General features: G+C 75.6%; 23 protein-coding genes. 3 read left to right on the forward strand and 20 right to left on the reverse strand.

What is annotated here, in order from left to right:
- Positions 1-7: 7 nt before the first annotated feature.
- From ACRYR8_RS08920 to ruvA, 7 genes are all read right to left on the reverse strand, one after another.
- Positions 8-2,227 carry a RelA/SpoT family protein gene (locus ACRYR8_RS08920; RefSeq protein WP_432484079.1) on the reverse strand — a complete coding sequence of 740 codons (2,220 nt, stop codon included), beginning with the start codon at positions 2,225-2,227 and terminating at the stop codon, positions 8-10.
- A gap of 331 nt (positions 2,228-2,558) precedes the next feature.
- Positions 2,559-3,116: an adenine phosphoribosyltransferase gene (locus ACRYR8_RS08925; protein WP_432484055.1), complete on the reverse strand. Its 558-nt coding sequence runs from the start codon at positions 3,114-3,116 to the stop codon at positions 2,559-2,561.
- Positions 3,113-4,126 carry a protein translocase subunit SecF gene (gene secF / locus ACRYR8_RS08930; RefSeq protein ID WP_432484056.1) on the reverse strand — a complete coding sequence of 338 codons (1,014 nt, stop codon included), beginning with the start codon at positions 4,124-4,126 and terminating at the stop codon, positions 3,113-3,115. The genes ACRYR8_RS08925 and secF overlap by 4 nt, the downstream gene beginning before the upstream one ends.
- The gene (gene secD, locus ACRYR8_RS08935) at positions 4,126-6,057 is read right to left on the reverse strand and encodes a protein translocase subunit SecD (RefSeq protein ID WP_432484057.1); all 1,932 of its coding nucleotides are present in this window, start codon (positions 6,055-6,057) and stop codon (positions 4,126-4,128) included. Before secD ends, secF begins: the two co-directional genes overlap by 1 nt.
- Positions 6,058-6,185: 128 nt before the next feature.
- On the reverse strand, positions 6,186-6,587 hold the full coding sequence (yajC, locus tag ACRYR8_RS08940) for a preprotein translocase subunit YajC (RefSeq protein WP_432484058.1): 402 nt from the start codon (positions 6,585-6,587) through the stop codon (positions 6,186-6,188).
- A gap of 184 nt (positions 6,588-6,771) precedes the next feature.
- Complete coding sequence (gene ruvB / locus ACRYR8_RS08945) at positions 6,772-7,833, reverse strand: Holliday junction branch migration DNA helicase RuvB (RefSeq protein WP_432484059.1); 1,062 nt, start codon at positions 7,831-7,833, stop codon at positions 6,772-6,774.
- A gap of 31 nt (positions 7,834-7,864) precedes the next feature.
- A complete protein-coding gene (gene ruvA, locus ACRYR8_RS08950) occupies positions 7,865-8,473 on the reverse strand; it encodes a Holliday junction branch migration protein RuvA (RefSeq protein WP_432484060.1) in 609 nt (202 codons plus the stop codon).
- Positions 8,474-8,610: 137 nt separating this feature from the next.
- Between ruvA and ACRYR8_RS08955 the strand changes: the two genes are divergently transcribed.
- Positions 8,611-9,315, forward strand: a complete 705-nt coding sequence (locus ACRYR8_RS08955; RefSeq protein WP_432484061.1) for a dienelactone hydrolase family protein — start codon at positions 8,611-8,613, stop codon at positions 9,313-9,315.
- Positions 9,316-9,411: 96 nt separating this feature from the next.
- Positions 9,412-10,470, forward strand: coding sequence for a hypothetical protein (locus ACRYR8_RS08960; protein ID WP_432484062.1), 1,059 nt, complete (start codon positions 9,412-9,414; stop codon positions 10,468-10,470).
- 44 nt (positions 10,471-10,514) lie between these two features.
- On the opposite strand, the gene ruvC is transcribed toward ACRYR8_RS08960, so the two are convergent.
- The 5 genes from ruvC to ACRYR8_RS08985 all read right to left on the reverse strand — a co-directional run bounded on the left by ruvC (position 10,515) and on the right by ACRYR8_RS08985 (position 15,031).
- Positions 10,515-11,123 (reverse strand): crossover junction endodeoxyribonuclease RuvC, encoded by a 609-nt coding sequence (ruvC, locus tag ACRYR8_RS08965; protein WP_432484063.1) that lies wholly within the window; start codon positions 11,121-11,123, stop codon positions 10,515-10,517.
- Between the two features lie 63 nt (positions 11,124-11,186).
- On the reverse strand, positions 11,187-11,948 hold the full coding sequence (locus tag ACRYR8_RS08970) for a YebC/PmpR family DNA-binding transcriptional regulator (RefSeq protein ID WP_432484064.1): 762 nt from the start codon (positions 11,946-11,948) through the stop codon (positions 11,187-11,189).
- A 49-nt stretch (positions 11,949-11,997) separates the two neighbouring features.
- Entirely contained in the window at positions 11,998-12,645 is a 648-nt protein-coding gene (gene pdxT, locus ACRYR8_RS08975) for a pyridoxal 5'-phosphate synthase glutaminase subunit PdxT (RefSeq protein WP_432484065.1), read from the reverse strand.
- Between the two features lie 26 nt (positions 12,646-12,671).
- On the reverse strand, positions 12,672-13,922 hold the full coding sequence (locus tag ACRYR8_RS08980; RefSeq protein WP_432484066.1) for a glycosyltransferase family 4 protein: 1,251 nt from the start codon (positions 13,920-13,922) through the stop codon (positions 12,672-12,674).
- Entirely contained in the window at positions 13,919-15,031 is a 1,113-nt protein-coding gene (locus ACRYR8_RS08985; RefSeq protein ID WP_432484067.1) for a lysylphosphatidylglycerol synthase domain-containing protein, read from the reverse strand. Before ACRYR8_RS08985 ends, ACRYR8_RS08980 begins: the two co-directional genes overlap by 4 nt.
- Before the next feature lie 193 nt (positions 15,032-15,224).
- On the opposite strand from ACRYR8_RS08985, the gene ACRYR8_RS08990 reads away from it, so the two are divergent.
- The gene (locus ACRYR8_RS08990) at positions 15,225-16,076 is read left to right on the forward strand and encodes a PIG-L deacetylase family protein (protein WP_432484069.1); all 852 of its coding nucleotides are present in this window, start codon (positions 15,225-15,227) and stop codon (positions 16,074-16,076) included.
- Positions 16,077-16,079: 3 nt separating this feature from the next.
- On the opposite strand, the gene ACRYR8_RS08995 is transcribed toward ACRYR8_RS08990, so the two are convergent.
- The 8 genes from ACRYR8_RS08995 to thrS all read right to left on the reverse strand — a co-directional run bounded on the left by ACRYR8_RS08995 (position 16,080) and on the right by thrS (position 23,553).
- Entirely contained in the window at positions 16,080-16,607 is a 528-nt protein-coding gene (locus ACRYR8_RS08995) for an NUDIX hydrolase (RefSeq protein WP_432484081.1), read from the reverse strand.
- Between the two features lie 4 nt (positions 16,608-16,611).
- A complete protein-coding gene (pdxS, locus tag ACRYR8_RS09000; protein ID WP_432484083.1) occupies positions 16,612-17,487 on the reverse strand; it encodes a pyridoxal 5'-phosphate synthase lyase subunit PdxS in 876 nt (291 codons plus the stop codon).
- Positions 17,488-17,623: 136 nt separating this feature from the next.
- Positions 17,624-18,217 carry a hypothetical protein gene (locus ACRYR8_RS09005; protein WP_432484070.1) on the reverse strand — a complete coding sequence of 198 codons (594 nt, stop codon included), beginning with the start codon at positions 18,215-18,217 and terminating at the stop codon, positions 17,624-17,626.
- Positions 18,214-19,359 (reverse strand): glycosyltransferase family 4 protein, encoded by a 1,146-nt coding sequence (locus ACRYR8_RS09010; RefSeq protein WP_432484071.1) that lies wholly within the window; start codon positions 19,357-19,359, stop codon positions 18,214-18,216. Before ACRYR8_RS09010 ends, ACRYR8_RS09005 begins: the two co-directional genes overlap by 4 nt.
- Positions 19,356-20,303: a phosphatidylinositol mannoside acyltransferase gene (locus ACRYR8_RS09015; protein WP_432484072.1), complete on the reverse strand. Its 948-nt coding sequence runs from the start codon at positions 20,301-20,303 to the stop codon at positions 19,356-19,358. The genes ACRYR8_RS09010 and ACRYR8_RS09015 overlap by 4 nt, the downstream gene beginning before the upstream one ends.
- Entirely contained in the window at positions 20,300-20,935 is a 636-nt protein-coding gene (gene pgsA, locus ACRYR8_RS09020) for a phosphatidylinositol phosphate synthase (RefSeq protein ID WP_432484074.1), read from the reverse strand. Before pgsA ends, ACRYR8_RS09015 begins: the two co-directional genes overlap by 4 nt.
- A 3-nt stretch (positions 20,936-20,938) precedes the next feature.
- Positions 20,939-21,535 carry an HIT family protein gene (locus tag ACRYR8_RS09025; protein ID WP_432484075.1) on the reverse strand — a complete coding sequence of 199 codons (597 nt, stop codon included), beginning with the start codon at positions 21,533-21,535 and terminating at the stop codon, positions 20,939-20,941.
- Positions 21,535-23,553: a threonine--tRNA ligase gene (gene thrS / locus ACRYR8_RS09030; protein WP_432484077.1), complete on the reverse strand. Its 2,019-nt coding sequence runs from the start codon at positions 23,551-23,553 to the stop codon at positions 21,535-21,537. Before thrS ends, ACRYR8_RS09025 begins: the two co-directional genes overlap by 1 nt.
- Positions 23,554-23,698: the final 145 nt, after the last annotated feature.

A 23,698-nucleotide genomic window follows, 5' to 3' on the forward strand; every position in this document is an offset into this window, starting at 1 on the left:
GCGCGCGTCAGGCCCGGTAGGCGTCGAAGACGCCGTCGACGCGGCGCACCGCGTTGAGCACGTGCCCCAGGTGGTTCGGCTCGGCCATCTCGAAGGAGAACTTCGACACCGCCACGCGGTCGCGGCTGGTGCTGACAGTCGCGGACAGGATGTTCACGTGGTTGTCCGACAGGACACGGGTCACGTCGGACAGGAGCCGCGCGCGGTCGAGGGCCTCCACCTGGATCTGCACCAGGAACAACCGGGAGCCGCCGGAGGTGGAGGTGGCCGATGCCCACTCCACGTCCACGATGCGTTCCGGCTCGCGGCGCAGGCGCGTGACGTTCTCGCAGTCCTGGCGGTGCACGGACACCCCGGCTCCGCGGGTGACGAACCCCACGATGGGGTCGGTGGGCACCGGCGTGCAGCAGCGGGCCAGCTTGACCCACACGTCGTCGCTGCCGTTGACGACGATGCCCGCGTCCCCGCCGGCGCGGCCGCTGCGCGCCGCACCGGGGGTGGTGGCCTCGGCGAGGTCCTCCTCGACGGCCGCCTCGCCGCCGACGGCGACGATGAGCTTCTCCACCACGTGCTGGGCGGAGACGTGCTTCTCCCCGACCGCGGCGTAGAGCGCCGAGACGTCGGCGAGGTTCAGCTCGCGGGCCACCGCGAGCAGCGAGTCGTGCGACATGAGGCGCTGCAGCGGCAGGTGCTGCTTGCGCATGGCGCGGGCGATCTCGTCCTTGCCGAGGTCGATCGCCTCCTCGCGGCGCTCCTTGGAGAAGTGCTGCTTGATCTTGTTGCGCGCCCGGGGCGACTTGACGAACTGCAGCCAGTCACGGCTGGGGCCGGCGCCGTCGGCCTTGGAGGTGAAGATCTCCACCAGGTCGCCGTTGTCCAGCGTGGAGTCCAGCGGCACGAGACGTCCGTTGACCCGGGCGCCCATGGTGCGGTGGCCGACCTCGGTGTGCACGGCGTAGGCGAAGTCGACCGGAGTGGACCCGGCGGGCAGTTCGCGCACGTCACCCTTGGGGGTGAAGACGAACACCTGCCCGGCGTTGATCTCGAAGCGCAGATCGTCCAGGAAGTCGCTGGTGGGCGACTCCCGCTGCCAGTCCACGACGGACTTCAGCCACTCCATCTCGTTGTCGCGCTTACCGCCCGTGGCGTTCGGGTCGTCCTTGTACTTCCAGTGCGCGGCGACGCCGTACTCGGCGCGGCGGTGCATCGTGAAGGTCCGGATCTGGATCTCCACGGGCTTGCCCTCGGGCCCGATGACCGTCGTGTGCAGCGACTGGTACATGTTGAACTTGGGCATCGCGATGTAGTCCTTGAACCGGCCGGGCACCGGGTTCCACCGCGCGTGCAGGGCACCGAGGACCGCGTAGCAGTCGCGCACCGAGTCGACCAGGACGCGCACGCCGACCAGGTCGTAGATCTCCGCGAAGTCCCGGCCCCGCACGATCATCTTCTGGTAGATCGAGTAGTAGTGCTTGGGCCGGCCCGTCACGGTGGCCCGCACCCGGGCGCTCTTGAGGTCCTCCTCGATCTGGGTGCGCACCCCGGCCAGGTACTCCTCGCGGGCGGGCGCTCGATCGGCGACCAGCCGCACGATCTCGTCGAAGACCTTGGGGTAGACCGTGGCGAACGCCAGGTCCTCCAGCTCCCACTTCATGGTGTTCATGCCCAGCCGGTGGGCCAGCGGGGCGTAGATCTCCAGGGTCTCGCGAGCCTTCTTCTCCGCGGAGGCCGCCGGGACGTACCGCCAGGTCCGGGCGTTGTGCAGGCGGTCGGCGAGCTTGATGACCAGGACGCGGATGTCCTTGGCCATCGCCACGATCATCTTGCGGACCGTCTCGGACTGGGCCGCTTCGCCGTAGGTGACCTTGTCGAGCTTGGTGACGCCGTCGACGAGCTGGGCGATCTCGGCACCGAACTCCCGGCGCAGGTCCTCGAGGGAGTAGTCGGTGTCCTCCACGGTGTCGTGCAGCAGGGCCGCGGCCAGCGTCGAGGGTGTCATGCCGAGCTCGGCGAGGATCGTCGCCACGGCCACGGGGTGGGTGATGTACGGGTCACCGCTCTTGCGTCGCTGACCGTCGTGAGCGTTCTCGGCGCGGTCGAAGGCGCGCTCGACGACGCTCAGGTCCGCCTTGGGGTGGGTCATCCGCACGGTCCGCAGGAGCGGCTCCAGCACCGGGGAGACGTTGGACTGCCGGTGCTGGCCGAAGCGGGCCAGGCGGGAGAGCATGCGGCTGGCGGTGACGGGGCCGGTGTGGGGCACCTCGGCCTGCCGCCCGCCGGTGCGACGGCGCTCCGGGCCGGCGGGCCGCGCGACGGACGGGGCCGGGTGGGCGGCGGCCGCCGACGCCGGCAGCACGGATGACGGTGCGGGCGAGGGCGCCGCAGGGGCGGCCGCCGCAGCACCCGAGGGCACGGTCGCATCGCCGGTGCCCGCGGGGCGCACCCCAGCAGTTCGGCCCTCGGTGCCCGTGCCGTCCGCCATGGCGATCCTCCCGTCCGCGAACGGCCAGTCTAAGAGCCGGCGGGACCGTGCGCGGACCGGGACGGGCGACGGAGCGTCAGGAGGTGCTGAGCGCCACGACGGGGCGCTCGCCCAGCTGGGCGCGACCACCCAGCGCGCTCAGCTCCAGCAGGACGACCAGCGCCGCCACGTGCGCACCGGCCTCCTCCACCAGCTCGCAGGCGGCCCGGGCCGTGCCACCGGTGGCCAGGACGTCGTCGACCACGAGCACGCGCTGCCCGGGGGTCACGAGGTCGCCGCGCAGCTCCAGCGCCGCCGTGCCGTACTCCAGGGCGTACTCGCGGCGCAGCACCGGCCCGGGCAGCTTGCCCGCCTTGCGCACCGGCCAGAACGCCAGCCCGCAGCGCTCGGCGACCGGGGCGGCGAGCATGAACCCGCGCGCCTCCACGCCGGCGACCGCACCGGCGCCCGAGCTGCGCGCCACCTCCGCCAGCGCGGCCACCACCGCCGCGAAACCGGCGGCGTCGGCCAGCAGGGGCGTCATGTCCTTGAACTGCACGCCTGGACTGGGGAAGTCGGGCACGGTGCGCAGACCGGACTCGACGATCCCGGCCACGCGCTCGGCGTCGGGCACGACCGGCACGGGCCCGTTCACGCGGTGCCCCCGGCGGTCGTCGCACCGCTGCCACCCTGCTCGACTCCGGCCGCGTCCCGCTCGCGCACGTCGGCCTCCAGCGCACGCACGCGGGGCTCGCGCGAGCGCAGCGCCACCAGCAGGGGCGTGGCCACGAAGATCGAGGAGTAGGCGCCCACGAGCGTGCCGACGAACAGCGCCAAGCTGATGTCGCGCAGCGTGCCGGCGCCCAGCAGGAGGTCGCCGATGAACAGGATCGCCGCCACCGGCAGGAGCGCCACCACGGTGGTGTTCACCGACCGCACCACGGTCTGGTTGACCGCGAGGTTCGCCGCCTGCGCGAAGGTCGCGTCCCGGTCCTCGAACGCCTCGGTGGTGTTCTCGCGCACCTTGTCGAAGACGACGACGGTGTCGTACAGCGAGTACCCCAGGATGGTGAGGAAGCCGATGACCGAGGCGGGGGTGACCTCGAAGCCGACGAGGGCGTACACGCCGGCGGTGATGACGAGGTCGTGCACGAGGGCGACCATCGAGGCCAGCGCCATGGCCCAGGTGCGGAAGTACAGCGCCATGATGATCGAGACGAGGACGAAGAAGATCACCAGAGCGGTGAGGGCCTTGTCGGTCACGTCGGCGCCCCAGCTCGGCCCGACCGCGGAGGACGTCACGTTCTCCAGCGGCACGTCCAGCGCGGTGGCCAGCTCCTGGCGGATCTGGTCAAGCTGCGCGGTGCTGACCGTCTCGGTCTGCACGCGCACGCCGTCGGTGCCCACCTGCGTCACCTCGGGCACGGTGCCGGGCAGCACCGACTCGACGGCCTCGCGGGCGGCCTGGGTGTCGCTGGACTCGCTGACCCGGAACTGCGAGCCGCCCTCGAACTCGATGCCGAAGTTCAGGCCGGGCTTGACCAGCAGCACCGCCGAGACGGCCACGCAGAGCGCGGCGACGAGGAACCAGAGCTTGCGCCGGCCCACGAAGTCGAAGGAGGACTCACCGGTGTAGAGCCGGTTGCCCAGGTCTGCCATGCCCATCAGGCGTCGCTCCTGTCGTCCGCGGCGGTCGTGGTGGTGACCGCGTCGTCCTGCTGCTCGCCGCCGTCGGCGCGGGCCCGCTCAGCGGCGCGCCGCTCGGCGACCGTGGGCCGGTGCGCCCCGTGGTGCAGCGCGTGGCGCGCCACGACCGAGCCCAGGTGCTCGGGGTCGAAACCGGACAGCTTGTGGCCGCCGCCGAAGAACTTCGTGCGCGCCAGCAGCGCCACGACCGGGTGCGTGAAGAGCACGACGACGAGGAGGTCGATGAGGGTGGTGATGCCCAGGGTGTAGGCGAAACCGCGCACGTTGCCCACCGCCAGGACGAACAGCACGACCGCCGACAGCAGGCTCACCGCGTCCGAGACGAGGATCGTGCGGCGCGCCCGGCGCCAGCCGGCCTCCACCGCGGAGGTGAGCACGCGCCCGTCGCGGATCTCGTCGCGCACGCGCTCGAAGTAGATGATGAACGAGTCGGCGGTGATGCCGACGGCGACGATGAGGCCGGCCACGCCCGCCAGGCTGAGCCGGAAGCCCTGCAGCCAGCTCAGCAGCAGGATCACGCCGTAGGTGAGCGCCGCGGCCAGCACCAGGCTGCCGACCGTGACCAGGCCCAGGGCCCGGTACTGCACCAGCGAGTAGACGACGACGAGCAGCAGGCCGATGAGCCCGGCGATGAGGCCGTTGCGCAACTGGTCCTCGCCCAGCGTCGCGGAGATCTGCTCCTCCGTCTGCACCTCGAACGACAGCGGCAGGGCGCCGAACTTCAGCTGCTGGGCCAGCGCGTCCGCGCTCTCCTGGGTGAAGTTGCCGGTGATCTCCGGGTCGCCCACGATCGTCTGACCGACCACCGGTGCGGTGACCACCAGTCCGTCCAGGACCGCGGCGAAGCGGTTCTTGGGCTCGCTCAGCTGCGAGATGCGCGCCGTCAGCTCCTCGAACACCGCGTCACCACTGGCGTTGAAGGACAGCTGCACGGCCCAGCCGCCGGTGGCGTAGCCCTGGTCGTTGCGCTCCTGGCCGGCGGTGGCGTCGGTGAGCTGGGTGCCCTCGATCACGGCGGGCCCGAGCACGTACTTCTCGGTGCCGTCCTGGTCGCAGGTGACCAGCGGCAGGTCGGGGTCGTCCACGAGGCCGCCGCTGCGCTGCTCCGGGTCGGAGCAGTCGAGGTTCTGGAAGACCTCCACCAGGCCGGGGCTGGAGAGCCAGGCGTCGTCGCTGGCGTCGGTGGGCGCCGGGGTGGGGGACGCGCTGGGCTGACCCGGCCCCGGGGTGGGCCGGGGGGTGGCGAGCTCGGTCAGCGAGGGGGGCGTGGGCGCCGGGGTGGCGGGCACCGCGGGCTCGGCCGGAGCCGTGGTGGCCTGCTGCAGCGCCGCCGGTGCGGCGGCGCCGTCGGCGCTCTGGGTGGGTTCGGGGGTCGCCGTGGCGGCGTCGGTCGGCTCAGCGGTGGGCTCAGCGGTGGGCTCCGTGCTCGGCTCCACGCTGGGCTCGGGCTCCATCGCGGCGGTCACCGGCTCGGCGTACAGCACCGTGCGCATGCGCAGCTGCGCGGACCGGGCGATGAGGTCCAGCTGCTCGCGGGTGGCCTGGCCGGGGATGGAGACGGTGATGTTCTGCCCACCCTGCACCTGCACCTGCGACTCGGACAGGCCGGTGGCGTCCACGCGCTGGCGGATGATGTTCGCGGCGCGCTGCACCTGCTCGCTGTCGACCTCACCGCCGTCGACGGCGAGCGGGGTGAGCACGACCTGGGTGCCGCCCTCGAGGTCGAGGGCCAGGCCCGGGGCCCACCGTGCGCTCCCCCAGATCGAGCCGGCACCGACGGCACCGAACAGAAGAGCCACCAGGACCACCAGCAGCACCAGGGTGCGGCCGGGGCGAGGACGGCGGAGGGGTGCGCTGCGGCGCACGCGCGGGGGCCTGTCGTTGGACACTGGGTACCTCGGGACGGGGCTCACCCGGAGACGATCGTCACCCGGTCAGCGCAATCTTGTCACTCTTGGTCGATAGCCACTGTCATACCAGTGACCGCTGTGAGCGGACCGGGGACAGCGCGGACGCCTCAGGGGCGATGGGCGCCACCGTCGGCCGGGTCGTCGTCCGACCCCGCGGCGGGCTTGCGCAGGTCCAGCCCACCCTCGCCGCCGGGGCCGGCCGCGGTGGCACCGGGGATCGGGCCGGCCGGGTCCACCGGGCCGACGCCAGGGGTCACCACGCGGGCGACGGCGCGGCGCGCCCATCGGGTCTGCACGCCCGGCGCCAGCTCCAGGACCACCACGTCGCCGTCGACGGCGACCACCGTGCCGTAGGTGCCCGAGGTCGTCATGACCTCCGCGCCCGGGCCGACGCTGCTCTGCATCTCCACCTGGGCCCGCTGCTGCTTGCGCGTCCGGCTGAACATGAAGACCAGCAGGCCGACCATCAGCAGAAGGAAGATCAGCTGGCTACCGCCGCCACCACCCACGACATCCCTCTCCGCACCGGTGGGTTCGACGGCTCACCGGCACACGCGCCGACCCGGTGCCGGCACGACGGGCCGACGGTGCGCGCCCGTCGCGGGTTCCGCACCCGGCCGGCGCCGGCCGTCCGACCCGCCCGCGCAGTCTAGACGGATCACCCGGACGGCTCCGGACACCGGCGCGCCCGCTTCACGTGCCGGGCGCGTCCTCGTCCTGCTCGCCGGCGAGGTCCACGGGCAGCTGCCAGGCGGCGTCCCGCGGCGGTGTCAGGCCCAGGTGCGCCCAGGTCTCGGGCAGCGCCACGCGGCCGCGGGGCGTACGGCCCAGCAGCCCCTCGCGCACCAGGAACGGCTCGGCGACCGTCTCGACGGTCTCGGCCTCCTCCCCCACCACCACCGCCAGCGTCGACAGGCCCACCGGGCCGCCGCCGAAGCGGCGGCACAGCGCGTCCAGCACGGCGCGGTCCAGGCGGTCCAGGCCGCGTTCGTCCACCTCGTAGACCTCGAGCGCGGCGCGCGCCGCGCGGCGGTCCACCAGGCCGGAGCCGCGCACCTGCGCCCAGTCGCGCACGCGGCGCAGCAACCGGTTGGCGATGCGCGGGGTGCCGCGCGAGCGGCGCCCGATCTCGGCGGCGCCCTCCGCGGTCAGCTGCACCCCCAGCAGCGCCGCGGAGCGGCGCAGCACCTGCACCAGCTCCTCGGGCGTGTAGAAGTCCAGGTAGCCGGTGAAGCCGAACCGGTCGCGCAGCGGCGCCGGCAGCAGCCCGGCGCGCGTGGTGGCGCCCACCAGCGTGAAGCGCGGCAGCTCCAGCGGGATGGCGGTGGCACCGGGGCCCTTGCCGACGATGACGTCGACGCGGTAGTCCTCCATCGCCATGTAGAGCATCTCCTCCGCCGGCCGGGCCATGCGGTGGATCTCGTCGAGGAAGAGCACCTCGCCCTCGTCCAGCGAGCTGAGCACGGCGGCCAGGTCGCCGGCGTGCTGGATCGCCGGCCCGCTGGACTGGCGCAGCGGGGCACCCATCTCCGAGGCGACGATCATCGCCAGGGTCGTCTTGCCCAGCCCCGGCGGGCCGGAGAAGAGCACGTGGTCGCTGGTGCCGCCACGGGCCCTGGCCGCGTCCAGCACGAGCGAGAGCTGCTCGCGCACCACCTTCTGGCCGACGAACTCCTCCAGCCCGTGCGGGCGCAGGGCCGATTCCGCGGCGCGCTCGCCGTTGTCGGCGCCCGGCGTGACGATCCGCTCGCTCACGTCGTCCTCCCCCCGCGTCCCGGTGCCCACCTCAGCGCCCCGACAGGTGGCGCAGGGCCGCCCGCAGCGCGGCGGGCACGTCGCTCACCCCGCCGGCGTCCTGAGCGGCCACGGCGTCGACGGCGTCGCCGGCCTGCTTGAGCGGGTAGCCCAGCCCGGCCAGGGCGTCGACGACCTGCTGGCGGCGGGCGTCGTCGGCGTCGGCGGGGGCGGGGGCCTGCTCGAGCGGCGCACCGCTGGGCGGGCCCAGCCGGTCGCCCAGCTCCAGGCAGATGCGCTGCGCGCCCTTCTTGCCGATGCCCGGCACCCGCACCAGCGCGGCGTGGTCCTCGGCGGCCACGGCGGCGCGCAGCCCGTCCGGGCGGTGGACGGCGAGCATCGCCAGCGCGAGGCGCGGCCCGACGCCGGAGACCGTCTGCAGCGCCTCGAAGACCTCCCGCTCGTCGGTGTCGGCGAAGCCGAACAGCGTCAGGGAGTCCTCGCGCACCACCAGGCTGGTCGCGAGCACGCCCTCCTCGCCGACCCGCAGCCCCGCGAGCGTGGCCGGGGCGGCCTGCACGAGCAGACCGACCCCGCCCACCTCGAGGACGGCGGAGTCCAGACGCACCGCGAGCACCCGCCCGCGCACCGACGCGATCACACGACCTCCACCCCCGGCGCGGGGCACGCCCGCGCGAACACCTGTACGAGCCGAGGTTAACGAGCGGGTCCGACAGCGCCGCGAGGCGCGCCGACACCGCCCGCGCGGAGCACGAGCAGGCAGGGCACGATCGCCCCGTGAGCCACGAGCAGCACCGGAACCCCCGGCAGAACGTGACCTTCGAGTCGGCCACCGGCAGCGGCCACGCGCACGGCTACCTGCGCGTGCCCGGAACCGGCAGCGGGCCGGGCGTGGTCGTCGTGCAGGAGTGGTGGGGGCTGACCGACCACGTCGTCGCCGTCGTCGACCGCCTCGCCGCCGACGGCTTCGTCGCCCTGGCGCCCGACCTGTACGGGGGGCGGACCACCCACGACTCCGCCGAGGCCGCGCGCCTGCTCACCGAGCTGCCCGTCGAGCGCGCCACCCGCGACCTGGCCGGCGCGGTGACGTACCTGCTGGAGCGGCCCGAGACGACCTCGCCCACCGTGGGGGCGGTCGGCTTCTGCATGGGCGGGGCGTTCGTGCTGACCCTGGCGGCGCAGCAGGGCGAGCGGGTCGGCGCGGCCGTGCCCTGGTACGGCGTGCCCGGCCCGGACACCGACTACTCGGGCCTGCGCGCTGCCGTGCTGGGCCACTTCGGCGAGGAGGACGCCTCGGTGCCGCTGGAGGGGGTGCGGGCCGCCGCGGAGCGGATCCGCCGGCACTCGGGGGTGGAGCCGACCTTCCACGTGTACCCGGCGCCGCACGCCTTCTACAACGACGAGCGGGCCGGCTACCGCCGCGAGGCGGCCGAACTGGCCTGGGCGCGCACCACGGCGTTCCTGCGCGAGCAGCTCGGCTGAGGGGCCGGCACCCGCGCCGGAGCCCGCAGCGGCACCGCCGCCGGTGCGGGCTCCGGTCGGGTGGCCGACGGCGCGCGGCCGCAGCACAGTGGCGCGGTGAGCCGACACCCCGCGAGCCCCCGCCCCCGCCGTCCGATCCACACCGTCCTCGCCGGTGCCGTGGCCGGCGCAGCCGGCACCACCGTCCTGAACGCCGTCACGTACGGTGACATGGCCCGGCGCGGCCGTGCGCCGAGCACCGTGCCCGAGCAGACGGTCACCGCCCTCGCCGAGCGCCTGGACCGGCCGATCGGCGGCCGCGGTCCCGAGCGCGAGCACCGCACCACCGCGCTGGGCGCGCTGTCCGGCTACGCCGCCGGTGTCGGCGTGGGCAAGCTCGTCGGGTTCGCCCGGGCCGCGGGGCTGCGGATGCCCGCCGGGATCGGCGGCGTGGTCACCGGGGCGCTGGCGATGGCGGCCACCGACCTGCCGGCGCACGCCCTGGGGGTCACCGACCTGCGCACCTGGACGAGGGCGGACTGGGTCTCCGACGCCGTGCCGCACCTCGCGTACGGCCTGACCACCCACGCGACGCTGCGCGCGCTGGACCCCGCTCCCCGGCCCGGACGCACCGCGGTCCTGGACCTGCCGTCCCTCGGGGGTCGCAGCTCGACCGCGCGGCACCCCCGGGGGCAGGAGCCCGCCGCGCAGGGCCGCTCCCACGCCTCGGCGGGCCTGCTGCTGCGCAGCGCGCTGCTGGGCGTGGCGGCGGGCGGGCGCAGCTCCCTGGGTCTGGCCGGGCCGCTGCTGCTGTCCACCGGTGCCGGCGCGCTGCCCGGCGGCGCGCCGGCGGCGGCGCTGAGCTCCCTGGCGGTGGGCGGTGAACTGCTGGCCGACAAGCTGCCCACCACGCCCAGCCGGCTCAGCGCCGCCGGCCTGCCCGTCCGACTGGCCTCGGGCCTGGTGGGCGGGGCCGCCCTGGCGCGGCGCGAGCACGCCCGGGCGGTGCTGCCGGCGCTGGCCGGGGTGACGGGCGCCGTGGCCGGCTCGTACGCGGGGGCGGCCTGGCGCGCGTGGGCCGGGCAGCGGGTGCCGGACGTGGAGGCCGCCCTGGTGGAGGACGTGGTGGCCGCCGCCCTGACCCTGGCGGCCGCGCTGCCGCACCGCCGCGGCTGAACCCCTCTCCCGGTCCGTCGGTCGCCGGACCGCTCCGGCGGCGTTCAGCGCGGCCGGCGAGCCACCGGTCGACGGGCCGCGGCCCGGGCGGCCTCGGCATAGCCGTTGCGGCGCCCGGTGACCAGCGCCCCGTGGGCGGCGGCCTCCAGCCGGGTCGTGGCGGACCCGCGCCACAGGTGGCACAGGGCCAGGGCCAGGGCGTCGGCCGCGTCGGCCGGCCGGGGCGGGCTGTCCAGGCCGAGGATGCGGGTCACCATCGCCGTCACCTGCTCCTTGTCGGCGCGCCCGGAACCGGTGACGGCGGCCTTGACCTCGCTGGGGGTGTGCATCGCCACCGGCAGCCCGCGGCGGGCGGCGGCGACCAGCACGAGCCCGGCGGCCTGGGCGGTGCCCATCACCGAACGGACGTTGGCCTGGGCGAAGACCCGCTCGACGGCCACCACGTCGGGGGCGTGCTCGTCCAGCCACCGCTCCAGCCCCTCGGCGACGGCGAGCAGGCGCTGCGGCACCGGATCGACGGAGGGCGTGCGCACGACCCCGACGGCGACCATGCGCACCCGCCGGCCGCTCGCGGCGCCCGGCCCCGTGCCGACGGCCTCCACCACCCCCAGCCCGCAACGGGTGAGGCCGGGGTCGACGGCGAGGACGCGCACGGCCCCCAGCCTCGCACGCGGCGAGGTGGGGGCCGTGCCGGGCCCGCGGGCGCGGGGAGCGGCTCAGGCGTCCTCGAGGGCCGCCATCACGTCGTCGGAGACGTCGTAGTTGGCGAAGACGTTCTGCACGTCGTCGCAGTCGTCGAGGGCGTCGACGAGGCGGAACACCTTGGCGGCGCCCTCGGCGTCCAGCGGCACCTGCACGCTGGGCACGAAGCTGGCGTCGGCGGAGTCGTAGTCCACACCAGCGGCCTGCAGCGCTTCCCGCACGGCGACGAGGTCGGTGGGCTCGCAGACGACCTCGAAGGTGTCGCCCTGGTCGGTGACCTCCTCGGCGCCGGCCTCCAGGACGGCGGCGAGGACGTCGTCCTCGGTGAGGTCGGTGCCCTCCTTGCCGATGACGACGACGCCCTTGCGGCTGAACATGTAGGCCACGCTGCCGGGGTCGGCCATCGAGCCGCCGTTGCGCGTCATCGCCGTGCGGACCTCCATGGCCGCGCGGTTCTTGTTGTCGGTGAGGCACTCGACGAGCATCGCCACGCCGTTGGGGCCGTAACCCTCGTACATGATCGTCTGCCAGTCGGCCCCGCCGGCCTCGGCGCCCGAGCCGCGCTTGACGGCGCGCTCGATGTTGTCCGCGGGCACGGACGTCTTCTTGGCCTTCTGGATGGCGTCGTAGAGCGTCGGGTTGCCGGCGGGGTCACCGCCGCCCGTGCGGGCCGCGACCTCGATGTTCTTGATCAGCCGAGCGAAGCTCTTGGCGCGCTTGGCGTCGACGACGGCCTTCTTGTGCTTGGTCGTCGCCCACTTGGAGTGGCCGGACATGCTGTTCCCTCCGCCGTTCGCTCGCTGCCTCGTTGACTGCCGGCAGACCTCAGACCCGCCGCTCCTCGTGCACCCGGCCGCGGACCCGCTCACGCACGAGGTCCACGAAGTACCGGTGCACCCGGTCGTCCCCGGTGATCTCCGGGTGGAACGACGTCGCCAGCAGATCGCCGGAACGCACGGCGACGATCCTACCCGCGGCCGGGCCGGAGCCCACCCTGGCGAGCACCCGGACGTCCTCACCGACCTCCTCCACCCACGGGGCGCGGATGAAGACGGCGCGCACGTCGGGCCCGGCGCCGGTGACCCCCTCCACCGGCAGGTCCTCCTCCCAGCTCTCGACCTGCCGCCCGAAGGCGTTGCGGCGCACCGTGACGTCCAGCCCACCCAGCGTCTGCTGCCCGTGCGCACCGTCCAGCACGCGCTCGGCCAGCAGGACCATGCCCGCGCAGGAGCCGTAGACCGGCAGGCCGCCGGCGATGCGCTCGCGCAGCGGCTCACGCAGCTCGAAGGCGCGCAGCAGGCGGTCGATGGTGGTGGACTCCCCGCCGGGCAGCACGAGGCCGTCCACCCCGGCCAGCTCGCGCTCCCGGCGCACCGCCACCGCGCGCGCCCCGCCGGCCGTCAGCGCGGCCAGGTGCTCGCGGACGTCGCCCTGCAGGGCCAGCACACCGATCGTCGGTTCCTCGCGGGTCACCGGGCGAGCGTAGGGACCGGCACCGCTCACCCCGGCAGGGGGGCCTGCGTGGACGGCAGTCGCAGCACCGCGGCGTGCGGCACCGCCCCGAGCGGGGCGGAGCGCGCCGCCTCGTACTGCGCCACCGCGGCGGGCAGCACCCGCTCCCACGTGACCGCGGGCACCGTCGCGGTGTTGTGCCGGCGGATGCGCCGCACCTCGTCGCGGTCCACGGCCCAGCGCGCCAGCACCCGCGCCAGGTCGCGGTCGTCGGCGGCCAGCGCGCCCTCCACGCCGTGGGTCACGAACTCCGCCAGCCCGCTGCCGGCCATGCCGACCACCGGCAGGCCGGCGCAGCGGGCCTCGAGGGCGGCCAACCCGAAGGACTCCCACACCGCCGGCGCGGCGTAGGCGTCCGCCGCGGCGAACAGCCGGGCCAGCTCGCCGCGCGACACGCTGCCGGGCAGCTCGACCCAGCCGGCCAGGCCGTGCCGCACGACGGCAGCGGCGGCGGCCTCGCGCTGGGGTCCCTCCCCCACCATCACCGCCCGCAGCCGCACGTGCGCGGGCACCCGGGCCCGCACCGAGCGCAGGGCCCGCACCATCGCCAACGGGCGCTTGCGCGCGGTGAACCGCCCGGCGGTGACGACGGTGAAGGTACCGCCACCGCCGGGGGACGAGCAGCGCACCGCCTCGCGCCACGGCAGCGGGTCGACGCCGTTGGGCAGCACGTCCACCGGGCAGCCGGTGGCGGCACGCAACGGTGCGGCGACGGCCCCGCTGACGGCTGTCCAGCGCACCGCGCCGGCGCGGCGGCGGCTCAGCGCGGCCGCCAGCGGCAGCGCGCTGCCGCGCGGCAGCATCGAGTGCACGGTGACCACGGCCGGCACGCCCAGCCGGTGCGCCTGGCGCACGGCCGTCCAGGCCAGGGGCGAGAGGACCGAGGAGTGGGCGTGCACGACGTCGGCGCCGGCGAGGAGCCCGGGGACCGCGGAGCGGTCGGCGCCCGTCCACAGCACCGGGTCGACGGGGGCGGCGACGCCCGCCGGCTGCAGCCGGTGCACGGCGAACGGCGCGGCCGGTGCGCCGGGCAGGTCACCGGTGGCGGTGAGCACGTGGACGTCGTGACCGGCGGCGGACAGCCGGGTCGCCAGGTCCCGCACGTGCAGCTCGATGCCCCCCAGCCGGGGCAGGTAGCTGTCGCTGACCAGGACGACGCGCAGGGGGCGCGGCCCCCGCAGCCGGGCGCCGGGAGGGGCGAGCGCCGGGGCCGGGCGCAGCGCCACCGCGGCGTTCACCGCGGGCCCCGTGCGGACACGGCCGAGCCGGGGCGCCGGGTCAGCAGCCAGCCGCCCAGGACGAGCGCACCGACCGGCACCTCCAGCACGACGAGCAGGAGCCGGTACAGCAGGACCCCGGCCAGGACCGGCCCGGCGGGGGCCCCGGCACCCACCAGGACGGCGCACGCGGCCGCCTCGGCCACGCCGGCACCGGAGGGCGTCAGGGCCAGCGTGCTGGCCAGGCGGTCCAGGGCGAAGGCCGCCAGCACGGTCACCAGCGGAAGCCGCACGCCACCGGCCCGCAGGCACAGCACGAGCAGCAGCGCCTGGAGCGCCACGTAGACGAGGACCGCGACGGACAGCTGCGGCCAGGCGGTGCGCAGGCGTCCGGCGACGGCGGCACGGACGCCGTCGATGCGCTCGCGCCAGTCGTCGCTGCTGGTCGCCGCGCCAGCCGCGCGAGCGGGCCGGCCGCGCCGGGCCCGCGAGAGGGCGGCGGCGGCGCCCGCGAGCGCCCGCGCACCCGGGGCCGTGATCGCCAGGACCGCCAGGGCGGCGCCCGCGGCACCCGCTGCGCTCAGCGCCGCCGCCCAGGCGCCCGCACCGGGCAGCTGCGGGACCCCGCCGAGGGCGAGGGAGAGCACGAGCGCGGGGACGCAGAAGGCCAGCTTGCCGGCCACGTCCACGACGTTGCTCGTGACGGTGAACGAGGCGATGTCGCGACCGCGGAAGCTCCAGCCGCGCAGCATGGCGGTGTTGAGCCACACCCCGACCGCGCCGCCCGCCGGGAGCGCGCCGGAGACCGCGCTGCCGGAGAGGTTGAGCAGCAGGGCCCGGCGCCGCGACAGCCCCGGCAGCGAACCGGTGAGCACCCACGAGCAGCTCAGCAGGCCCAGGACCCACACCAGGAGCAGGCCGGTGAGCTGCGCCGGGTGCAGCTCGGTCACCACCGCCCGCACGTCGCCCCAGGTGGTGCCGAGCAGCGACGGCAGGAGCGCGACGGCGAGCGCGGCGGCGGCGGTGGCGGCCAGTCCCGCGGCGAACCGCCCCACGGGCAGGGCCGGCGCCGCCCGCACCCCCCGGCTCGACCCCGCGCCCGCCGTCGGCGCGCTCTGCTCCACCGCCACCTGACCACCCTCCGCGTCCTGTCGTCCCGCCCCAGCTGCCGGACCAGGGTGGCGTCCCCCCGGTTCCGGGAGCGTCGATCCCCGGTCTGAACGGCGCACCCCCCCCGGGGGTGGGCCGCGGCCGTCCACGGCCCCCGCGCGTCCACCCGCGGGGGGAGACGGGTCCGCCGATCGGCTGTGCCAGGCTGGCCGGGTGGAGCGGACGGGCGGCGAGCGGTTCGTGCTGGTCTCCTTCCACGCCCACCCGGACGACGAGGCCCTGCTCACGGGAGGGACCCTGGCGCGTGCAGCGGCCGAGGGTCACCGCGTGGTGCTCGTCGTGGCGACCGACGGCGCCGCCGGCCTGTCCGACGGGCCGGGGGGCCGGCAGCTGGCGCAGCGCCGGGCGCGGGAGCTGGAACGGTCCGCTCGTGCGCTGGGCGTGGCGCGGGTGGTCCGGCTGGGCCACCGCGACAGCGGGTACGCGGCACCTGTCGAGGACCGGGCCGACGACCGGGCCGACGGGCCGGTGTTCAGCCGCTTGCCGGTCGAGCGGGTCGCCGCGGAGCTGGCGCAGGTCCTGCGCCAGGAGGGCGCCGACGTCCTCACGAGCTACGACGCACGCGGCGGCTACGGGCACCCGGACCACGTGCACGTGCACCGCTGCGGAGCGGCGGCGGCGGCCCTGGCGGGGACGCCGGTCGTCCTGGAGGCGACCGTGGACCGCACCCTGGTGCGTGCCGCCCTGCGCGTGGTGGGTCTGCTGCCCGGGGTGGTGGGCGAGGTGACGGCTCGACGGGTCGGCGAGGGGTTCACGGCGCGGCAGGAGATCACGCACCGGGTCGACGTGCGGGCGCACACCGCGGCGAAGCGGGCGGCGCTGACGGCGCACGCCAGCCAGTCGGAGACGGGGGGCGTGCGCGGCGTGCGCGGCATCGGCCTGCTGCTGCTGCTGCCGCGGCCGCTGTTCCGGCGGCTGCTGGGCCGGGAGTGGTTCGTCGAGCGCGGCCGGGCGCCGGGCGGACGGCCGCTGGACGACGTCTTCGCCGGGGTGCGCGGTCGCTGAGCCTCAGTCGATGCACTGCGCCGGGCCGCTCCACACGGGCGGCAGTCCGGCGACGAGCCGGGCCAGGTCCTCGGGGTAGACGGTGTCGCCCGTCCTGGAGAGCTCACCCACGTCCCACCACCGCACGTCGGTGATCGTCTCGACCTCCAGGGGCGTCCACCCGTCGCGGTGCAGGACGGCGGCACCGCTCAGGCGGTGGACGAAGAACTCCTCGTGCTGCCGGCACCGCTCGCCGAGGTAGGGGAAGTCGGCGACGCGCACCCACACCGGGCCGATCAGGTCCGTGGGCGCGACGACCAGGCCGGTCTCCTCCAGCAGCTCACGAGCCGCGGCCTCGCGCGCGGGCTCCCCCGGGGCGCGGCCGCCGCCGACGGTGAACCACCACGCTTCACCGGGGACGGTGGGGTCCGTGCCGCGCACGAGCAGGACGCGGCCCGCGCCGTCCAGGACGACGACGCGGGCCGCGCTGCGGGTGCGGGTCCCGTCGGGCGCGGTGGCCCACTCGGGCCCCAGCGGGTCCTGCTCGCTCAGCGGGTCACCAGCCGCGCTGCGCCAGGCGGTGCGGTTCGGGGATGGCCTCGACGTTCAGGCCCACCATGGCCTCACCCAGCCCGCGGGAGACCTTCGCGACGACGTCGGGGTCGTCGTGGAAGGTGGTGGCCTTCACGATCGCCTCGGCGCGCTGCGCGGGGTTGCCGGACTTGAAGATGCCCGAGCCGACGAACACGCCGTCGGCGCCCAGCTGCATCATCATCGCCGCGTCCGCCGGTGTGGCGATGCCGCCCGCGGTGAACAGCACGACGGGCAGCTTCCCGTTCTCCGCGACCTCGCGGACCAGCTCGTAGGGGGCGGACATCTCCTTGGCCGCCACGTACAGCTCCTCCGGCGCCATCGAGCGCAGCCGGTTGACCTCGGCGCGGATGGTGCGCATGTGCGTCACCGCGTTGGAGACGTCCCCGGTGCCGGCCTCGCCCTTGGAGCGGATCATCGCCGCGCCCTCGGTGATGCGCCGCAGCGCCTCGCCGAGGTTGGTCGCCCCGCACACGAAGGGCACGGTGAAGGCGTGCTTGTCGATGTGGTGCGCGTAGTCGGCCGGGGTGAGGACCTCGGACTCGTCGATGTAGTCCACGCCCAGGGACTGCAGGACCTGCGCCTCGACGAAGTGGCCGATGCGCGCCTTGGCCATCACCGGGATGGACACCGCCGAGACGATGGAGTCGATCACGTCGGGGTCGCTCATCCGCGAGACCCCGCCCTGGGCGCGGATGTCGGCGGGGACCCGCTCCAGGGCCATGACGGCCACGGCGCCGGCGTCGGCGGCGATCCGGGCCTGCTCGGCGGTGACCACGTCCATGATGACGCCGCCCTTGAGCATCTCGGCCATGCCGCGCTTGACGCGGTCGGTGCCCACGACGGGCCCCGCGCCGGCGGTGGTCTCCGCCCGGGGGGCGGTGCTGCCGGCGCTGCGGGTGCTCTGGTCGGTGCTCACGGTCCTCGCGCTTCGTGTCGGGGGGGTGCTCCGGACGAGCCGGATCTCGAGGAGCATCCTACGAGCCGGGCAGGACGTCGCCGTCCGCCGTCCCGTCGTGGAAGTCGGCCGTCTCGGGCAGCCGCGCGTGCCCGGCCAGCCGCCCCCAGCGGACCACCCGCTGGGCGCGCAGCCGCCGCGCCTGCACGACGGCGTCGTTGTGGAACCGGCGCGCGAGCCCCACGCGCTGCGAGGCGGCCAGGACGCGCGCGAGCCTCTCGCCGCCCTGCGGCAGCGCACCGCCGGCCGCCCCGGCCCGCTCCCCCGCGGCCGGCAGGGCCGCGGCCAGCGCGCGCGTCAGGTCGCTCTCGGCGCGCCAGCGCTGCGCGTCGTCGGCGTCCGTGGCGTCCCGCAGCGCCGCCGGGGTGCGGGGGGCGTCCAGGCTCGCGGTGGCGGCGTCGGCCAGCAGCAGGGAGGCGGCCGGGTCCAGCAACCCGGACGTCACCAGCTCCAGCGCCGCCGAGGCCCGCCGGGTCAGCTCGGCGTCCAGCGCGGCCCGGCTGGTCTCCACCCGCCGGTGCAGGCGGTCCAGGCGCTGCGCCGTGCCCGACAGGTACCAGGCCAGCAGGCACAGGACCAGCAACCCCGCCAGCGTCCAGCCCAGGGGGTTCACACGGCCCCCCGGCGCTGCTCGCCCGGCGGGTGCGCGGACTCCCCCGAGCGGACCGTCTCGTAGACGGCGAGCACGTCGGCGGCCACGACCGACCAGTCGTACCGGTGGGCGGCGAGTTGCCCGGCGCGCGCCAGCCGTGCCCGCTCGTCCGCCTCGCCCAGGAGCTCCACCAGGGCCCGGGCGGCGCCCGCCGCGTCCCCCGTGGCGAACAACCGCCCGTGCGCGCCGTCGTCCAGGACGCGGCGGAAGGCGCCCAGGTCGCTGGCCACGACCGCGGCCCCGGCCGCCAGGGCCTCCACCAGCACGATGCCGAAGCTCTCGCCGCCGGTGTGCGGCGCGAGGTACACGTCGGCGGAGGCCAGCAGTGAGCGCTTGGCGTCGTCGTCGACGGCGCCGAGGAGCTCCACGGCCCCCGGGTCCGCCAGCGCGGCGCGCGCGGCCTCGGCGTCGCCGCGGCCGGCGACGAGGAAGCGGACCCCGGGGACGGCGGCGCGCACCAGCGGCACGGCCTCGCACAGCACGCCCAGGCCCTTGCGGGGCTCGTCGAGGCGGCCGACGAAGGCGACGACCGGCCGCTGCGGGGTGCCGCACCACTCGGGGCGCCGTGCTGCGCGGGCGAACCGGTCGGTGAAGACGCCGTTGGGGATCACCACCGCGTCGCCGCCGACGTGCTCGACGACGGTGCGGCGGGCGTCCTCGCTGACGGCGATGCGGGCGGCGATCTTCTCCATGCTGGGCCGCAGGAGCGGGTGGGCGGCCTGCATGGCGCGCGAGCGCAGGTTGGCGGTGTGGAAGGTCGCCACGACGGAGCGCTGCGCGGCCCACAGGGCCAGCAGCGACGTGCTCGGCGACAGCGGCTCGTGCACGTGCAGCACGTCGAAGTCCCCCTCGACGACCCACCGGCGCACCCGCGCGGCGGTCAGCGGCCCGAAGGACAGCCGCGCGACGGAGCCGTTGTAGGGCACGGCGACGACCCCGCCGGCCGCGTCGGCGAACGGGGGCAGGGTGGCCGGGTCGTCGGCGGGCGCCAGGACCCGCACGTCGTGCCCGAGGCCGATGAGGTGCTCGGCGAGGTCGCGCACGTGGAACTGCACGCCACCGGGCACGTCGAAGGAGTAGGGGCAGACGATGCCGATCCTCACGGCGCGTCCCCCGGCGCGTCCGCGGGTGCATCCCCGGCGAACACCGGCTGCAGCACGTGCCAGTCCTGCGGGTGGGCCCGCACCGCGGCAGCGAGCACGTCCGCGCAGGCCTGCGTCATGGCCGCCACGGCGGCGTCCCGGTCCTCGCGCGCCGGGCGCGCCGGGTCGGCGGGCGGCCGCCGGACCTCCTCCCCCACCTCCACCACGAGGGTGCGGGGGCGGGCCGCCGGGCCCTCGTACCAGACGGAGATGGGGAACAGCGGCACCCGCGCGGTCAGTGCCAGGACGGCCGGCCCGGCGGCCATGCGCACCGTTTCCCCCAGGAAGCGCACCGGGACCCCGCTGCCGGAGAGGTCGCGATCGGCGAGCAGCGGCACCAGCGCGCCGGCGCGGGCGCGGCGGACCAGGGCGGGGAAGGTGCCCGGGTCCCCCAGCGGCAGGACCTCCATGCCCAGCCGCCGCCGGAAGGCGAGGAACTGCTCGAAGACCGCCTCGGGCCGCAGCCGCTCGGCCACGGTCACGACGGGCGCGAGCTCGGTGGCCGACCACGCGGCTCCGTGGTCCCAGTTGCCGAGGTGGCCGAGGAACACGGCCGCGCCGCGCCCGGAGCGCAGGTGCTCGCGCAGCGGCTCGGCACCGACCGCGCGCACGTCCGCCAGGACGCGCTCGCGCGACCAGGCCGGCAGCCGGAACACGTCGCACCAGTAGCGCGCGTAGGAGCGCAGGCCTTCGCGCACCAGGGCGTCCAGCTCGGCGGGCCCGGCCTGCGGCCTGGTGCGGCGCAGGTTCGCCCGCAACTGCTCCACCCGGTCCCCGCCGCGCGCGTGCAGGCGGTCCGCGGCCCGTTCGGCCAGGGTCAGCGCCAGCGGTTCGGGCACCGCCCGCGCCAGCCGCCAGGCCAGCCGCAGCCCGGCGGCGGCGAGGTCGTCGCGGGTGCCGCTCACGCGCCGCGGGCCGGGGTGGCGGACCCGGCCGCCAGCGCCTGCCGGCGGACCACCGCCATGCGCTGGGCGACCGTGACGAGGCTGGCGACGGCGAGCAGGGCCAGCACGACGGTCAGGACCGGCACCGGGGCGCCCAGACCGACGGCCGCCGCCCCCGCGAGGACCGCCAGGAGCCGGTCGGAGCGCTCGGCGATGCCGACGTTCGCGGTGAACCCCAGCCCCTCGGCGCGCGCCTTCGCGTAGGAGACCAGGCTGCCCAGGACCAGGCACAGCAGGGCCAGCCCGGCCGTGGCGGGCGAGTCGCCGCCGCGGGCGAACCAGACCACCAGGCCGCCGAAGACCGCGGCGTCGCCGAATCGGTCCAGCGTCGAGTCCAGGTAGGCGCCCCAGCGGCCCGACCGGCCCAGCGAGCGGGCCATGATGCCGTCGACGGTGTCGGAGAGCACGAGGAGCCCCACCACGAGCGATCCCCACAGCAGCTCGCCCGCGGGGTACAGCACCAGGGCGCTGACGACGACCCCCGCGGTCCCGGCGATCGTCACGGCATCCGGCCCGATCCCCAGCCGCAGCAGGAGCCGCGCCAGCGGGGTGAACAATCGGGTCGCCAGCGCGCGGGCGTACCGGTTGAGCACGGTTCAGCCCTCCGCCCCGGCGGGAGGTGCGCCGGTCCAGGCCGCGGCCAGCCGGCGGCGGGTGTCCTCCAGCAGTTCGGGCAGCGCCTTGGTGCGGGCCACGATCGGCAGGAAGTTGGCGTCACCGGCCCACCGGGGCACGACGTGCTGGTGCAGGTGGGCGTCGATCCCGGCGCCGGCGACGGCGCCCTGGTTCATGCCGATGTTGAACCCCGCGGGGTTCGACGCGGCGCGCAGGGCCGTCACCGCTGCGCGGGTCACTGCGCTGAACTCGGCCAGCTCGCCGGCGTCGAGGTCCAGGTAGGACGACACGTGCCGGTACGGGCACACCAGCAGGTGCCCGGGGTTGTACGGGTAGAGGTTCAGCACGGCGAACACCCGCTCGCCGCGGTGCACGACGAGACCGTCCTCGTCGGGACCGGCGGGGGCTCGGCAGAACGGGCACTGCTGCGCGTCGTGGGGGTCGGTGGGCTTCTTCTCGCCCTGGATGTACGACATCCGGTGCGGCGTCCACAGCCGCTCGAACCCGTCGGCGTCGCCGGGGAAGGCGCCGGCCGGTTCCACCGACGCCTCCCCGGCGGGTCCTCGCGAGCCCGCCATCAGACCTGCACTCGCCGCTCGACGGCGTCCACGACCTTGGCCACGGCGTCGGCGACGGGCACGCCGTTCTCCTGGCTGCCGTCGCGGTAGCGGAAGGAGACCGCCCCCGCCTCGACGTCGTCCGCGCCCGCGATGAGCAGGAACGGCACCTTCTGCTTGGTCCAGGTGCGGATCTTCTTGGGCATGCGGTCGTCGGAGGCGTCGACCTCCACCCGGACCCCCCGAGCGCGCAACTGGTCCGCGACGGCTCGGAGGTGGTCCACGTGGGCGTCGGCGACGGGGATGCCCACGACCTGCACCGGGGCGAGCCAGGGCGGGAACGCACCGGCGTAGTGCTCGGTGAGGACGGCGAAGAAGCGCTCGATGGATCCGAACAGGGCCCGGTGGATCATGACGGGGCGCTGCTTGGAGCCGTCGGCCGCGGTGTACTCCAGGCCGAACCGCTCGGGCAGGTTGAAGTCCAGCTGGATGGTCGACATCTGCCAGGTGCGGCCGATGGCGTCGCGGGCCTGCACGGAGATCTTCGGCCCGTAGAACGCCGCGCCGCCGGGGTCGGGCACGAGTTCCAGGCCGGAGGCCTGCGCCACCTCGGCGAGGGTGGCCGTCGCCTCCTCCCACGCCTCGTCGGCACCGACGTACTTGTCGGGGTCCTTGGTGGACAGCTCCAGGTAGTAGTCGTCCAGGCCGTAGTCGGACAGCAGCCCCAGGACGAAGCCGAGCGTGCGGGTCAGCTCGTCCTTCATCTGCTCGCGGGTGCAGTAGATGTGCGCGTCGTCCTGGGTCATGCCGCGCACGCGGGTGAGCCCGTGGACGACCCCGGACTTCTCGTAGCGGTAGACGGTGCCGAACTCGAACAGGCGCAGCGGCAGTTCGCGGTAGGAGCGTCCGCGGCTGTCGAAGATCAGGTTGTGGAACGGGCAGTTCATTGGCTTGAGGTAGTAGTTCTGCCCCGCCTTGCGCACCGTGCCGTCGGCGTCGACCTCCGCGTCGAGCTGCATCGCGGGGAACATGCCCTCGGCGTACCAGTCGAGGTGGCCGGACACCTCGAAGAGGTTCTGCTTGGTGATGTGCGGGGAGTAGACGAACTCGTACCCGGCGCGCTCGTGGGCCTGGCGGGAGTAGTCCTCCATGGCGCGCCGGACGACACCGCCGCGGGGGTGGAAGACCGCGAGCCCCGAGCCGATCTCGTCGGGGAAGGAGAACAGGTCCAGCTCGGCGCCCAGGCGGCGGTGGTCGCGGCGCTCGGCCTCGGCGACGCGCTCCTGGTAGGCCTTCAGGTCGTCCTTGGTGGGCCAGGCGGTGCCGTACACGCGCTGCAGCTGCGGGTTCTTCTCGCTGCCGCGCCAGTAGGCCGCCGCCGAGCGCAGCAGGCTGAAGCCGTTGCCGATCAAGCGGGTGCTGGGCAGGTGCGGACCGCGGCACAGGTCCTTCCACGCGACCGTGCCGTCGCGGCGGACGTTGTCGTAGATGCTCAGCTCGCCGGCGCCTACCTCGACGTCGGCACCCTCGCCGGCCTCACCGGCGGTGGACTTCAGGCCGATGAGCTCCAGCTTGTACGGCTCGGCGGCCAGCTCGGCGCGGGCCTCGTCGTCGGTGACGGCGCGGCGCACGAAGCGCTGACCCTCCTTGACGATGCGCTGCGCCGTCTTCTCGAGGGCCTTGAGGTCCTCGGGGGTGAAGGGCCGCTCGACGTCGAAGTCGTAGTAGAAGCCGTCGCGGATCGGCGGGCCGATGCCCAGCTTGGCCTCGGGGAAGTGCTGCTGCACGGCCTGGGCAACGACGTGCGCGGCGGAGTGCCGCAGCACCGCCAGCCCGTCCTCGGACGAGAGCAGGACGCCCTCGACCTCGTCGCCGTCGGCCAGCGGGTGCGACAGGTCGCGCAGCTCGCCGTTGACGCGGGCGACCACGACGTCGCGCTCGTCGGCGAACAGCTCACCGGCGGTCGTGCCGGCCGCGACCCGCACCGTCGTCGCGGGCGCCGAGGCGCCGGAACGGGTGACGGTGAGCTGGGCGGACACTGCGCGCCTCCGGGGGTTCGTCGGTCAGGGGGGGGGGGGGGGGGGGGGGGGGGGGGGGGGGGGGGGGGGGCGCGGGGGGGGGGGGGGGGGGGGGCGGGGCCGGCCCCGGGGGGGCCGGGGGGCCCGGGGCGCGCCGCGCCCCGGG

The sequence above is a fragment of the Kineococcus esterisolvens genome (assembly GCF_050871405.1).
Taxonomy (GTDB): Bacteria; Actinomycetota; Actinomycetes; order Actinomycetales; family Kineococcaceae; genus Kineococcus.